Source organism: Kaistia sp. SLG-1 (assembly GCF_059699055.1).
Genome location: NZ_AP048544.1, coordinates 1834013 through 1846566 on the forward strand (window position 1 = coordinate 1834013; position 12554 = coordinate 1846566).

Below are 12554 nucleotides of genomic sequence, written 5' to 3' on the forward strand. Positions count from 1 at the left end.
GCTTGCGATCCCTACACAAGGGGGTAACGGAGACGTACCCATGACCGCCCTGCCTGACCAGACCCGCCTCGTCGAAACCGCCGCCCAGCTTGTCGAAGCCGCGAAGCGGGCCGGCGCCGACGCCGCCGATGCCGTCGCCTTCCGCCGGATCGGCCTTTCCGTCGATATCCGCAATGGCGCGGTCGAGGAAACCGGGCGTTCGGAGGGCGATGAACTGGCGCTGCGCGTGTTCATTGGCAGCCGCCACGCCAGCGTCTCGACCAACGGCCTGTCGCCGGCGGCCGAGCTTGCCGAGCGAGCAGTCGCCATGGCGAAGGTCGCGCCGGAAGATCGCTTCGCCGGCCTCGCGCCGTCCGACCGGCTCGCCCGCTCGTTTCCCGAGCTCGACCTGCTCGATCCGGCCGTTCCCTCCGTCGAGGCGCTGATCGAGCGGGCGACGCGGGCCGAAGGCGCGGTGCTCGCCGTGCCCGGCGTCTCGAAGTCGGGCGGCACCTCGGCCGGCTGGTCGCTCTCCGGCGCCGTGCTGGTGACGTCGCACGGCTTCACCGGCTCCTATCTCGGCTCGCGCCACAGCGTCTCGGCGACGGCGATCGCCGGCGAGGGCACGGGCATGGAGCGCGACTATGACAGCGTCGGCAAGATTCATTCGAGCGACCTGCCGGATCCGGCCGAGATCGGCCGCAGTGCCGCCGAACGCGCCGTCCGCCGGTTGAACCCGACCCAGATGCCGACGGGCCAGGCCACCGTCGTCTACGACCCGCGCGTCGCCGTCAGCCTGCTCGGCCATCTCGCCGGCGCGGTCAATGGCGGCGCCATCGCCCGCAAGTCGAGCTTCCTGCAGAAGGCGCTCGGCGAGGCCATCTTCGCGCCGGGCATCCGCATCACCGACGATCCGCACCGCGTCCGCGGCCTCGCCTCGCGCCCCTTCGACGGTGAGGGCGTGGCGTCGGAGCCGTTCGACCTGATCGCTGACGGCGTGCTGCAGCGCTGGTTCCTCGACAGCGCCACGGCGCGCGAGCTGGGGCTGGAGACCAACGGTCGCGCGGTCGGCGGCGGCAGCAACCCGCATCCGAGCGCCACTAATCTGACGCTGCTGCCGGGCGACAAGACGCCGGAGGCGCTGATCGCCGAGATCGGCGAGGGCCTCTATGTCACCGAACTGATCGGCCATGGCGCCAATGGCGTGACGGGCGACTACAGCCGCGGCGCCAGCGGCTATCGCATCCGCGGCGGCCAGCTCGCCGAGGCGGTGAGCGAGATCACCATCGCCGGCAATATGCGCGACATGTTCCGCCGCCTGATCCCCGCCAGCGACCTCGACTATCGCTATGCCTTCAACGCGCCGACGGTGGCGATCGAGGGCATGATGATTGCCGGACGTTGAGCGGGTGTCGGACAGGGATGCGGATCTGGCGCTGATCGTCGCGGCGGCGCGCGAGGCCGGGCGCATCGCGCTCGGCTATTTCAAGCGCGACCCGAAGGTGTGGATCAAGGGCGCCAGCTCGCCGGTCAGCGAGGCCGATCTCGCCGCCGACCATTATCTGCGCACGACGCTGACGGCGGCGCGGCCCGACTATGGCTGGCTCTCCGAGGAAAGCGTCGACACGCCGGACCGGCTGTCGCGACACCGCGTCTTCGTCGTCGATCCGATCGACGGCACGCGCGGCTTCATCGACGGCCATCCCGACTGGTGCGTCTCGGTCGCGGTGGTGGAAGCCGATGCGCCGGTGGCGGCCGCGCTCTTTGCGCCGGTGCGCGACGAGCTGTTCGAGGGCGCCGTCGGGCAGGGGGCGCGGCTGAATGGCGAGCGGCTCGCCGTCAGCGGCCGGACGACCTTGGAAGGCGCGCGCATCGCCGGGCCGGCGCGGCATCTGCGGGCGATGGCCGCGCACGGCATGGACGCGAACGAGCGCCGCTTCACCCCGTCGCTCGCCTATCGTTTCGCGCTGGTCGCGGCCGGCCGTGTGGATGTCGCAACGGCACGTCCCGGCGCCTATGATTGGGATCTTGCGGCAGTGGACCTTTTGGTGCACGAAGCTGGCGGAACGCTGCGCGACCTCGAAGGCGCGCGGCTTCGTTTCAATGGCGCGGAGCCGCGCCATCCGGCCCTGATTGCCTCGACGCCTGCGCTTGCCGCGGCGACGGAGACCATCATCGCGGAGGCCGAGGCCGATCATCCGGCCTCGGGGCCCGCCGCGCGCTAGATACGTGCGACACCGGTTTTGACAAGGAGACGTCGACTTATGCCCGGTACGGACAAGCAGCTGCTGCATCTGGTCTTTGGCGGTGAATTGAGCTCGGTCGGAGCGATGGAATTCGCCGATCTGTCGAAGCTCGACATCGTCGGCATCTATCCGAACTACAAGACCGCCTATGACGCCTGGAAGCAGGCGGCGCAGGGCTCGGTCGACAGCGCCCAGACGCGCTATTTCATCGTGCATCTGCACAGGCTGCTCGAGCCTGACGCAACGGCGGGCTGAGCCACTCCGCCTTCGCGCCGCGGCGCTCGTGGCGGACATCATAACCGCCGCGGGGTCGCGGCGCCGGAAGGGACAGATCGGATTTGGCGGACGCACAGGCAAAGAGGCACAACAAGCGCCCAAGCCTCTTGAAGAGGATTGCGACTTCGGACGCGGTGACCCGGCTCGCCGGCCGCTCGGCGGCGGCGTATCTGCGTTTCGTGCGCCGCACCAGCACGCTCGAATTCGAGCCGAGCGAACCCTATGAGTATTTCGGCCACCTGCTGCCCGGCATCGTCGCCATGTGGCACGGCCAGCACCTGATGGTGCCGTTCATCCGCCGCGAGGGTCATGATGTCCGCGTCATGATCTCGCGCCATCGCGACGGCGAGATCAACGCGATCGCCGCCGAGAGCCTCGGCCTCGGCACGGTGCGCGCCTCCGCCGCGCGCTCGGCCTCGCGCGTCATCGAGAAGGGCGGCCTGCGCGGCTTCCTCGAGATGAAGGCGGCGCTGGCGCAGGGCGCGACCGTCGCGATGACCGCCGATCTCTCGAACCAGCGATCGCGCCGCGCCGGCCCCGGCATCGTCATGCTGGCGCGCGCTTCCGGCCGGCCGATCGTCCCGGTCGCCGTCGCCACCAGCCGGCATTTCGTCATCCGCAACTGGGACCGCACGACGGTGAACCTGCCCTTCAGCAAGGGCATCTGCGTGTTCGGCTCGCCGATCTACGTGCCGGATGACGCCGACGACGAGCTGGTGGAGCAGAAGCGGCAGGAGCTCGAGAGCGAGCTCAACCGCGTGACCGAACGGGCCTATCAGCGCGTCGGCAAACCGAATGTCTGAGCGCCCGGGGCCGGCCCTGACCGCCTATCGTCTTGCCGGCCACCTGGCGCGCCCTCTGGTGCCGCTGCTGCTTGCCTACCGGACGCGCCGGGGCAAGGAAGACCGCGCCCGGCGCGGCGAACGCTATGGCCGGGCCGGCGTCGCCCGACCGGCCGGACCGCTGGTCTGGATCCATGCGGCGAGCGTCGGCGAGACCAACGCCGTGCTGCCGCTCGTCCGTCGCATCGTAGAGGAGGGGGTCAACGTCCTCTTCACCACCATCACGGTGACGAGTGCTGCCGAGGCGGCGCGGCGCCTGCCCAAGGGCGCGCTGCACCAGTATGCGCCGCTCGACATCGCCCCCTTCATCGACCGCTTTCTCGACCACTGGAAGCCGGACCTCGCGCTCTCGGTCGAATCGGAAATCTGGCCGGCGACGATGGGCCGGCTGGTGAAGCGCGGCATTCCGCATGTCTTCGTCAATGCGCGCATGTCGGAACGCTCCTTCGCGCGCTGGCAGAAGCTCGCCAATGGTCGCGACAATCTGTTCGGCAGCGTGACGATGTCGCTGGCGCAGAGCGAGGGCGACGGCAAGCGCCTGGCCGCGCTCGGCATCCGCGATGTCCGCGTCACCGGCAATCTGAAATTCGACGTGCCGCCGCCGCATGCGGCGCCCGACATGGTCGAGCGCTTCCAGCGCCAGGTCGACGGCCGCTCGGTCTTCGTCGCGGCTTCCACGCATGAGGGCGAGGAAGAGGTGATCGCCGCGGCGCACAAGGTGCTGCGCCATCGCCGGCCCGATCTCCTCACCATTATCGTGCCGCGCCATCCCGTGCGCGGCGCCGCGATCCGCGAGCAGCTCGCCGCCCGGGGTCTCGTCGTGGCGCAGCGCAGCCTCGACGAGCCGATCACGCCCGAGACCGACATCTACCTCGCCGATACGCTCGGCGAACTCGGCATCTTCTACCGGGTCGCGCCGATCGCCTTCATCGGCGGCACGCTGGTGCCGGTCGGCGGTCACAACCCGATCGAGGCGGTACAGCTCGACGTCGCCATCCTGCACGGCCCGCATGTGCACAACGCCGCCGAGATCTACGCCGCGCTCGATCGCAGCGGCCGCGCCGAGGTGATCCGCAGCTCCGAGCAGCTCGCCAAGGTGCTCGACGATCTCTTCGCCGATCCGACCGCGATGCGCCGCCGCGCCACCAAGGCGGCCGAGGCGCTGACGCCCTTCACCGGCGCCCTCGACGCGACGATGCGGGCGCTGGTGCCCCATCTGGAGCCGCTGGCGATCTCCGCGCGGCTGCAGGACCGGGGCCATGCTCCCGGCGACGGAGGGACGCCCCGGTGATCTCGGCGCCGCGCTTCTGGTCGCTTCAGCGCCTTTCGGTTCCGTCGCTGCTGCTGGCGCCGGTCGCGGCGCTCTACGGCCATGTCGCCGGCCGCCGAATGCGCCGGGCGCCGAAGGCGGCCGCCCCGGTTCCGGTGATCTGTGTCGGCAATTACGTCGTCGGCGGCGCCGGCAAGACGCCGACGGCGCTGGCGCTGGCGCGGATCGCCAGGGCGCAGGGGCTGAAGCCCGGCTTCCTGACGCGCGGCTATGGCGGCCGGGCGCGGACGCCGCTCCTCGTCGATCTGGCGGTGCATGGCGCGGTCGAGGTCGGCGACGAAGCGCTGCTGCTCGCCGCCGCCGGCCCGGTCGTGGTCTCGCCCGACCGTCCGGCCGGCCTGCCGCTGCTCACGGAGGCCGGCGTCGACCTCATCATCATGGATGACGGCTTCCAGAACCCGTCGCTGCGCAAGGACCTTTCGCTGATCGTCGTCGACGGGACGGCGGGCATCGGCAATGGCCGGGTGTTCCCGGCCGGGCCCCTGCGCGCGCCGCTCCGCGCCCAGATCGTCCGCACCGACGCGATGATCGTGGTCGGCGACGGCAAGCCCGGCGACAGGATGGTGCGCCGGGTCTCGCGCGCCGGCCGCGCGGTGCTGCGGGCCAAGCTGGAGCCGGCGTCGCTGCGCGTCTGGGGGCCGCGTCCCTATCTCGCCTTCGCCGGCATCGGCCGGCCGGAGAAATTCTTCAACACGCTCGACCGCGCCGGCGTCCCGCTCAGCGATGTCAAGGGTTTCCCCGATCACCACGTCTACACGGCCGAGGACGCCCGCAAGCTTCTCGCCCGCGCCGACGCGGAGGGCCTCGATCTCGTCACCACGAGCAAGGACCATGCGCGCCTGGCCCGGGCGACCGGCGATCTCGCCCGGCTGCGCGAGCGCACCCGGGTATTCGACGTCGAGATGAAGTTCGAGAACGAGGCGCAGGTCGCCGGCCTGATCGCCGACATCGTCCGCCGGGCGCCGACACGGTAGGGGCGGGCGGGTTTTCACGAAGACCCTCACCCCAACCCTCTCCCGCAAGCGGGCGAGGGAGCGCGCCGGCCCTCAATGCTATGCACGAGATCGATGCAGCACGCAGACCGAAACCCTCGCCCGCTTGCGGGAGAGGGTAGGGTGAGGGTCTTGCTTCCTGCTGCTGGGTCAAGCGGCGTTGACCGGACGGAGAGGCCGGCACGCGCTAGGCGGCCCGCTCAGCTCCAGGTCAGGCCGAGCTGCTTGTGGCGGGCGAGGCAGGTCGCCGGGTCGACATAGGCTTCCTGGTGCGCGACGTTCCAGTACTTCAGTTCGTCGAGCGGGATGGGGACGCCCGTCACGGCGCAGCGCACGAACGCGCCCGGCGACAGGATCTGGTAGTCGCCATCAAGAAAACGAATGCGCGCTTCGCCGCCGCGCCCGGCTGGTTCTATACGGTTCATGTCCGGAATATCGTGCGGAACGCTCCCGCGCGCAACTGGCCTCGATGCCGCTGGAGGCGTCCGGAGGCGCTTTTCGAGTTCGGGGGCTCAGGGCTGTGGTTTGGCCCGGTTCGGGCTTGAGCTTGAGGGACGCCCTCCGCCGTCATCCCGGGCTTGACCCGGGATCCATTCAGCCGGGTTGTCGGTCATGCGACCCTCCCGGTGGCACGGCTGCATGGATCCCCGCCTGCGCGGGGATGACGGCGAGTAGGTCGAACCCCTACCTTCGCCCGAACAGGCGCTCGATGTCGGAGAGCTTCAGCTCGACATAGGTCGGACGGCCGTGGTTGCACTGGCCGGAGCCGGGCGTTGCTTCCATCTCGCGCAGCAGCGCATCCATCTCTTCCGGGCGCAACCGGCGGCCGGAGCGGACCGAGCCGTGGCAGGCCATGGTCGCCGCGACATGGTCGAGTTTTTCGCGCAGCCTGGTCGTGTCGTCCCATTCGGCGAGGTCGTCGGCGAGGTTGACGAGGAGCGCCCGCGTGTCGAGCTCGCCGAGCAGCGCCGGCGTCTCGCGCACGGCGACGGCGCCGGGGCCGAAGCCCTCGATGACGAGGCCGAGCTCGGCGAATTCTTCGGCCCGCTTCAGGAGCCGGCCGACATCGTCCTCCGGCAGGTCGATGACGTCCGGGATCAGCAGGATCTGCCGGGCGACGCCGGAGCGCGCCAACGCCGTCTTCATCCGCTCATAGACGAGCCGCTCATGCGCCGCATGCTGGTCGACGATGACGAGGCCGTTCGTCGTCTGCGCGAGGATGTAGTTCTCGTGCAGTTGCGCCCGCGCCGCGCCGAGCGGGCGGTCGGAATGGTCGATCTCGGCCGGCGCGTTGGCGCGCGCGTCGGCGGAGGGCACGTTCACCGCCGCGAAGGCCGGCTGCAGCGGCTCGGCGAAGGCGGTTGCCTGGGCGTAGGCCGGCTGGGCCGGCGCCGGGCTGCTCTGCCAAGAAGCGAAGGAAAGCGGCGTTGCAGAGGCCGACGCGGCCGGGCGCCAGGCGGGTGCGGCCGGCGGCGCGCCGGTGCGGAAGGCGGCGAGCGTGGCGCTGCCGCCTGTCGTCGCCGAGCGGTGGCCGGCCTGGTGGATGGCGTTGCGCAGCGCGCCGACGATCAGCCCGCGCACGAGGCCCGGATCACGGAAGCGGACGTCGGATTTCGCCGGATGCACGTTGACGTCGACGCCATGCGGCTCGAGCTCGATGCGGAGCGCCGCGACCGGGTGGCGGTCCCGCGACATCACGTCGGCATAGCCGGCGCGCAGCGCGCCGAGCAGCAGCTTGTCGCGCACCGGCCGGCCGTTGACGAACAGGAACTGGTGCAGGCCGTTGCCGCGGTTGAAGGTCGGCAGGCCGGCATAGCCCGTGAGGCGGATGCCCTCGCGCTCCGCCTCGATGGCGAGCGCGTTGTCGACGAAATCCTGGCCGAGGATCTGGCCGAGCCGCTCGACGAAGGGGTCGTCGCCATGCGCCACCGGATAGTCGATCGCGCCGCGGTCGCTGCCGGTAAGCGCGAAGCGGACCTCGGGATGCGCCATGGCGAGGCGCTTGACGATGTCGGTGACGGCGGTCGCCTCGGCGCGTTCGCCCTTCAGGAACTTGAGCCGGGCCGGCGTCGAGAAGAAGAGGTCGGTCACCTCGACGCGCGTGCCGGAGGAAAGGCCGGCCGGGCGCGGCGGGTGCACCAGCCCGCCCTCGACGACGATCTCCCAGGCATGCGGCTCGCTCGCATGGCGCGAGGCGATCGAAAGCCGCGCCACGGCGCCGATCGAGGCGAGCGCCTCGCCGCGGAAACCGAGGGTGCGGATGTCGAGCAGGTCGTCGGTCAGCTTCGAGGTGCAGTGGCGGTCGACGGCGAGCGCGAGGTCCTCGCGCGTCATGCCGCCGCCGTCGTCGCTGACGCGGATCAGCGACGCGCCGCCGCCGGCCGTGACGATCTCGACCCGCTTCGCGCCGGCGTCGATGGCGTTTTCCACCAGTTCCTTGACGACGCTCGCCGGCCGTTCGACCACCTCGCCGGCGGCGATGCGGTTGATCATGTCTTCGGAAAGGCGGCGGACGACGGTCATTCGGGAGCAATCTGGCTGTTGGCCGGCGATCCTGCCGGATTCGGCCGCGCGAGGGAAGCAGACCCGCGCATCGATCCCCGGACGGTTCTTCGTGGCCGCGCATTGGTTATAGTGGGGGCCGGATTATCCGCTCCTGGAAGGAAAGCTCATGATCGGAACGCGACACAGACAGGCGGGAGCCGGTTCCGGCTGGGTTCGCCGTTCGCTGGCTGCCGCCGCCCTCGCGGTCGGCCTCGGCGGGCCGGCGATCGCGCATGACATGGACCTCGCCAATCTCGGCCAGCCTGACCCGGCGGGCATCCCGGCCCCCGACGGCGTCACGCTGTTCCAGAATGTCCGCGTCTTCGACGGCCGCAAGGCGGAGCTGTCGCCGCCCTCGAACGTCCTGGTGCGCGGCAATCACATCGCGCGCATCTCGGTCGATCCGATCGAGATCCCGCCCGGCGACGATACGGTGGTGATCCCCGGCGACGGCCGTGTGCTGATGCCGGGTCTGATCGACGCGCATTGGCACGCCTTCATGGCGGCGACGCCGCAGGCGGTGCTGATGACGGCCGAGCCTTCCTATCTGCAGCTCTTGGCGGCGCGGCAGGCCGAGGCGACGCTGATGCGCGGCTTCACCACCATCCGCGATCTCGGCGGCCCGGTGACCGGCCTGAAGCGCGCCATCGACGAAGGCGTCGTCGTCGGCCCGCGCATCTATCCCTCGGGCGCCTTCATCTCGCAGACCTCGGGCCACGGCGATTTCCGCCAGCTCGCCGAGCTGCCGCGCCAGCAAGGCGGCCCGCTCAGCGTCTCCGAGCGCGAGGGCATCGCCGCGATCGCCGACAGCCCGGACGAGGTGCGGCTGCGCACGCGCGAGCAATTGCGGCTCGGCGCCAGCCAGATCAAGCTGATGGCCAGCGGCGGCGTCAACTCGCCGCCGCATAATTCGATCCAGTCGCTGCAGTTCAGCGAGGCGGAGCTGCGCGCCGCTGTCGAGGCGGCGGCCGACTTCGGCACCTATGTCACCGTGCACGCCTACACGCCCGGCGCCATCCGCCGCGCCATCGCGGCCGGCGTGCAGTGCATCGACCACGGCCAGCTGATGGACGAGGATACCGCCAAGCTGATGGCGGAGAAGGGCATCTGGCTCTCGATCCAGCCGCTGCTCGACGACGAGGACATTCCGCCGATGAGCGCCGATTCGCGCGCCCGGGCGCTGCAGGTCTTCGCCGGCACCGACAACGCCTACCGCCTCGCCAAGAAATACGGCATCAAGACCGCCTTCGGCTCGGACGCGCTGTTCGATCCGCGCGTGGCGACCCGCCAGGGCGCGCAGCTGGTGAAGCTCCTGAACTGGTACACGCCGGCCGAGGCGCTGAAGATGGCCACCGCCGACAATGGCGAGCTGATGGCGCTTTCGGGCACGGTCAATCCCTATCCGGGCAAGCTCGGCGTCATCGAGGAAGGCGCGCTCGCCGACCTGCTGCTGGTCGACGGCGATCCCCTGCAGAACCTGGCGCTGATCGAGGATCCGGAGACCAATTTCCGCGTCATCATGAAGGACGGCCTGATCTACAAGGACACGCTGCCGCAGTAATCGCGGAGATTTGATGCCCTACACCGCGTGCCGGACTGCGCAAGTGCGACTATAGCTTGCGTAGTCGGGTGCTCTTGCCGGTGGTGAGGTGCGCATGTCGATGACGGTTACTGACTATGCGAAGGCCACGAAGGAACTCGCGGACGCCAACCAGCGTAAGCTCGATCCCTATCGGCCCTTTCTTCAGTTTCTGGTCGGACACCTCACCTTCACGGGTGTCATTCTCGTCGGGGCACTCGCAACCTTGCCGAAGAAGGGCGCGGAGCTGGAACCGCCGATGGCCGCTGCGCTCGGCGGTGTCCTTGCCTGGATGGCGCTTTCGGCGCTGGCAGCAAGCTTGCTCGCACTCGTCGCGCAGGTGCTCCGGTTCGTCTACGTCCGCAGCAAGTGGGATCCGGCCTGGGATTGGAGCCGCGCTGTCGGAATCGCCTGCGTGCTGTTGCCGATAGGGCTAGGCATGGTGGCCGTGGCCTATTGCCTGCGTGCCGGCGTCGCGCTCCTCGGCGGCGCGGCGACCCTGCCGTCGCTTTTCGATACCGTCAAAGGCCTGTTCGTCTGAACGGCCTCAGGCCTTCTTGACGAACTCGGCGCGGAGCACGAGGCCCTTCACCTGTTTGGTGTTGCATTCGAAGGTGTCGGGATCGTCGATCAGGCGGATGCCCTTCACCAGCGTGCCGCGCTTCAGCGTCTCGGACGTGCCCTTGACCTTCAGGTCCTTGATCAGCGTGACGCTGTCGCCGTCCTTGAGCGGCGTGCCGTTGCTGTCGCGCACGATGATTTCGTCGGTCATGGTCTGTCCTGGGTAAGGGGAGGTCGGGGCTGGCAGCCGTCTCAGACGGCGCGCCAGCCGATGTCGCGGCGGGCGAAGCCTTCCGGCCAGTCGACCGTGTCGACGGCCGCATAGGCGCGGCTCTGCGCCTCGGCGACGCTGGCGCCGAGCGCCGTGACGTTGAGGACGCGGCCGCCATTGGCGACGAGCTTGCCGTCGACAAGCGCGGTGCCGGCCTGGAACACCTGCGTCTCCGGCAGCGCGTTGGCCGCCTCGACGCCTGAGATCAGCGTGCCCTTGGCATAGTCGCCCGGATAGCCCTTGGCGGCCATGACGACGGTCAGCGCCGCCTCCGGCCGCCAGCGCGTCTCGACGCCGGCGAGCTTGCCCTCGGCTGCCGCGAGCAGCAATTCGAGCAGGTCGCTCTCCAGCCGCATCATCAGCACCTGGCATTCCGGATCGCCGAAGCGGACATTGTATTCGATCAGTTCCGGGCCCTTGGCGGTGATCATCAGGCCGGCGAACAACACGCCCTTGAACGGGGCGCCGCGCGCCGCCATCGCCTTCATCGTCGGGCGGATGATCTCGTTCATCGTCCGCTCGATCATCGCCTCGGTCATCACCGGGGCGGGCGAATAGGCGCCCATGCCGCCGGTGTTCGGGCCGGTATCGCCGTCGCCGACGCGTTTGTGGTCCTGTGCGGTCGCGAGCGGCACGGCGTCGACGCCGTCGCAGACGGCGAAGAAGCTCGCCTCCTCGCCGATCAGGCATTCCTCCACAACGACCTCGGCGCCGGCCGAGCCGAACGCGCCGTCGAAGCAGGCGTCGATCGCGGCATGCGCCTCGTCCAGCGTCTCCGCCACGACGACGCCCTTGCCGGCGGCGATGCCGTCCGCCTTGACGACGATCGGCGCGCCCATGCTGGTCGCGTAGTCGCGCGCCGGGGCGGCTTCCGTGAAGCGCTGGTAGGCGGCGGTCGGGATGTCCGCCTCGGCGCAGAGATCCTTGGTGTAGCCCTTCGAGCCCTCGAGGCGCGACGCCTCGCGGCTCGGGCCGAACACCTTGATCCCGGCCTGATCGAGCGCGTCGGCGAGGCCGGCGACCAGCGGCGCTTCGGGGCCGACGACGACGAAATCGATCATGTTGTGGCGGCAGAAGTCGACGACGGCGTGATGGTCGAACGGATCGAGCCGGACGAGTTCGGCGAGCGCGCCGATGCCCGGATTGCCGGGGGCGGCATAGAGCTGGCCGAGGCGCGGCGATTTCCGGAGCGCCCAGGCCAGCGCATGCTCGCGGCCGCCCGATCCGATCAGGAGAATGTTGATGCGCGTCTCGCTCATGTCTGGCCCGTCCTTCGATCCCGTGCGCGGCGCTTAGCAAGCGAAGGGCGGAATGTCGAATCCGGAGGTGGGGTCCGGCGACGTTATCGCAGGTCTTTCGCCAGGAAGACGGTGCCTTCGATCGGCGTGGCGTAGTAGGGCTCGATCCTGCGGAAACCCGCCTTGCCATAGAGCGCCAGCGCCGCGGTAAGGCTCGGCAGCGTATCGAGCCGCATCTCGCGATAGCCGATGCGCCGGGCCTCGGCGACGAGGGCGTCAACCAGCGCCCGGCCGACGCCGAGCCCGCGGCCATCCGGCGCCACATAGAGCCGTTTCATCTCGCAGATCTCGGCGTCCAGCGGCCGGAGGCCGACGCAACCGAGCGGCAGCCCCGACGCGGCCCGCGCCAGAAGCAATTCTCCGCCGGGCGGCGCGTATTTCCCCGGCATGGACGCGATTTCCGTCTCGAAATCCTGGAAGCGGAGATCGATGTCGAGCGAGGCGGCGTAGGCGCGGATCATGCCGACGACGACAGCGAGATCGTCGTCGCTCCGGACGGGGCGGATCTGGAAGGAGGTTTCGGACATGCCGAAGCCTAGCCTCCGGCGTGGGCGGAGACAACGGAGGCGGGTTGGCGGGAAATGCCGCGCTTGCAGCAAGTCGTCGCGTGGCGCCCGCCGGGATCGGGTGTATGAA

At 69.9% G+C, this 12554-nt stretch carries 13 protein-coding genes; 8 read left to right on the forward strand and 5 right to left on the reverse strand.

Translation table 11 applies throughout. The features are described 5' to 3' along the window. Positions 1 to 40 precede the first annotated feature (40 nt). The 6 genes from AC6HZP_RS08100 to lpxK all read left to right on the forward strand — a co-directional run bounded on the left by AC6HZP_RS08100 (position 41) and on the right by lpxK (position 5647). On the forward strand, positions 41 to 1384 hold the full coding sequence (locus AC6HZP_RS08100) for a TldD/PmbA family protein (RefSeq protein WP_497526156.1): 1344 nt from the start codon (positions 41 to 43) through the stop codon (positions 1382 to 1384). 4 nt (positions 1385 to 1388) lie between these two features. Next, positions 1389 to 2204, forward strand: a complete 816-nt coding sequence (locus AC6HZP_RS08105) for a 3'(2'),5'-bisphosphate nucleotidase CysQ (RefSeq protein ID WP_497526157.1) — start codon at positions 1389 to 1391, stop codon at positions 2202 to 2204. A gap of 39 nt (positions 2205 to 2243) precedes the next feature. After that, complete coding sequence (locus AC6HZP_RS08110; RefSeq protein ID WP_201403073.1) at positions 2244 to 2480, forward strand: DUF4170 domain-containing protein; 237 nt, start codon at positions 2244 to 2246, stop codon at positions 2478 to 2480. 155 nt (positions 2481 to 2635) lie between these two features. Further along, entirely contained in the window at positions 2636 to 3304 is a 669-nt protein-coding gene (locus AC6HZP_RS08115) for a lysophospholipid acyltransferase family protein (protein ID WP_244669862.1), read from the forward strand. Then, complete coding sequence (locus AC6HZP_RS08120; protein ID WP_497526158.1) at positions 3297 to 4634, forward strand: 3-deoxy-D-manno-octulosonic acid transferase; 1338 nt, start codon at positions 3297 to 3299, stop codon at positions 4632 to 4634. The genes AC6HZP_RS08115 and AC6HZP_RS08120 overlap by 8 nt, the downstream gene beginning before the upstream one ends. After that, positions 4631 to 5647: a tetraacyldisaccharide 4'-kinase gene (lpxK, locus tag AC6HZP_RS08125; protein WP_497526159.1), complete on the forward strand. Its 1017-nt coding sequence runs from the start codon at positions 4631 to 4633 to the stop codon at positions 5645 to 5647. Before AC6HZP_RS08120 ends, lpxK begins: the two co-directional genes overlap by 4 nt. Positions 5648 to 5865: 218 nt before the next feature. Here lpxK and AC6HZP_RS08130 read toward each other — a convergent pair whose 3' ends face one another. Together AC6HZP_RS08130 and mutL are read right to left on the reverse strand one after the other, a co-directional pair. After that, positions 5866 to 6090 (reverse strand): DUF2093 domain-containing protein, encoded by a 225-nt coding sequence (locus AC6HZP_RS08130; RefSeq protein ID WP_201403077.1) that lies wholly within the window; start codon positions 6088 to 6090, stop codon positions 5866 to 5868. A 259-nt stretch (positions 6091 to 6349) separates the two neighbouring features. Then, on the reverse strand, positions 6350 to 8188 hold the full coding sequence (gene mutL / locus AC6HZP_RS08135) for a DNA mismatch repair endonuclease MutL (protein ID WP_497526160.1): 1839 nt from the start codon (positions 8186 to 8188) through the stop codon (positions 6350 to 6352). A 148-nt stretch (positions 8189 to 8336) separates the two neighbouring features. On the opposite strand from mutL, the gene AC6HZP_RS08140 reads away from it, so the two are divergent. Together AC6HZP_RS08140 and AC6HZP_RS08145 are read left to right on the forward strand one after the other, a co-directional pair. Next, positions 8337 to 9770 (forward strand): metal-dependent hydrolase family protein, encoded by a 1434-nt coding sequence (locus AC6HZP_RS08140; protein WP_497526161.1) that lies wholly within the window; start codon positions 8337 to 8339, stop codon positions 9768 to 9770. Between the two features lie 94 nt (positions 9771 to 9864). Further along, complete coding sequence (locus AC6HZP_RS08145) at positions 9865 to 10329, forward strand: hypothetical protein (protein ID WP_497526162.1); 465 nt, start codon at positions 9865 to 9867, stop codon at positions 10327 to 10329. 6 nt (positions 10330 to 10335) lie between these two features. Here the strand turns inward: AC6HZP_RS08145 and AC6HZP_RS08150 are convergent, their stop codons facing one another. The 3 genes from AC6HZP_RS08150 to AC6HZP_RS08160 form a co-directional block, all read right to left on the reverse strand. After that, positions 10336 to 10560, reverse strand: a complete 225-nt coding sequence (locus AC6HZP_RS08150) for an alkylphosphonate utilization protein (protein WP_497526163.1) — start codon at positions 10558 to 10560, stop codon at positions 10336 to 10338. Between the two features lie 41 nt (positions 10561 to 10601). Further along, positions 10602 to 11864, reverse strand: coding sequence for a phosphoribosylamine--glycine ligase (gene purD, locus AC6HZP_RS08155; protein ID WP_497526756.1), 1263 nt, complete (start codon positions 11862 to 11864; stop codon positions 10602 to 10604). 98 nt (positions 11865 to 11962) lie between these two features. Then, a complete protein-coding gene (locus AC6HZP_RS08160) occupies positions 11963 to 12445 on the reverse strand; it encodes a GNAT family N-acetyltransferase (RefSeq protein ID WP_497526164.1) in 483 nt (160 codons plus the stop codon). Between the last annotated feature and the right edge of the window lie 109 nt (positions 12446 to 12554).

Excerpts from the sequence above, each read along its gene's own strand:
- AC6HZP_RS08100 (WP_497526156.1), top strand. The coding sequence starts at position 41 with ATGACCGCCCTGCCTGACCAGACCCGCCTCGTCGAAACCGCCGCCCAG.
- AC6HZP_RS08110 (WP_201403073.1), top strand. The coding sequence starts at position 2,244 with ATGCCCGGTACGGACAAGCAGCTGCTGCATCTGGTCTTTGGCGGTGAA.
- AC6HZP_RS08120 (WP_497526158.1), top strand. The coding sequence starts at position 3,297 with ATGTCTGAGCGCCCGGGGCCGGCCCTGACCGCCTATCGTCTTGCCGGC.
- AC6HZP_RS08130 (WP_201403077.1), bottom strand. The coding sequence starts at position 6,090 with ATGAACCGTATAGAACCAGCCGGGCGCGGCGGCGAAGCGCGCATTCGT.
- mutL (WP_497526160.1), bottom strand. The coding sequence starts at position 8,188 with ATGACCGTCGTCCGCCGCCTTTCCGAAGACATGATCAACCGCATCGCC.
- AC6HZP_RS08140 (WP_497526161.1), top strand. The coding sequence starts at position 8,337 with ATGATCGGAACGCGACACAGACAGGCGGGAGCCGGTTCCGGCTGGGTT.
- AC6HZP_RS08145 (WP_497526162.1), top strand. The coding sequence starts at position 9,865 with ATGTCGATGACGGTTACTGACTATGCGAAGGCCACGAAGGAACTCGCG.
- AC6HZP_RS08150 (WP_497526163.1), bottom strand. The coding sequence starts at position 10,560 with ATGACCGACGAAATCATCGTGCGCGACAGCAACGGCACGCCGCTCAAG.
- AC6HZP_RS08160 (WP_497526164.1), bottom strand. The coding sequence starts at position 12,445 with ATGTCCGAAACCTCCTTCCAGATCCGCCCCGTCCGGAGCGACGACGAT.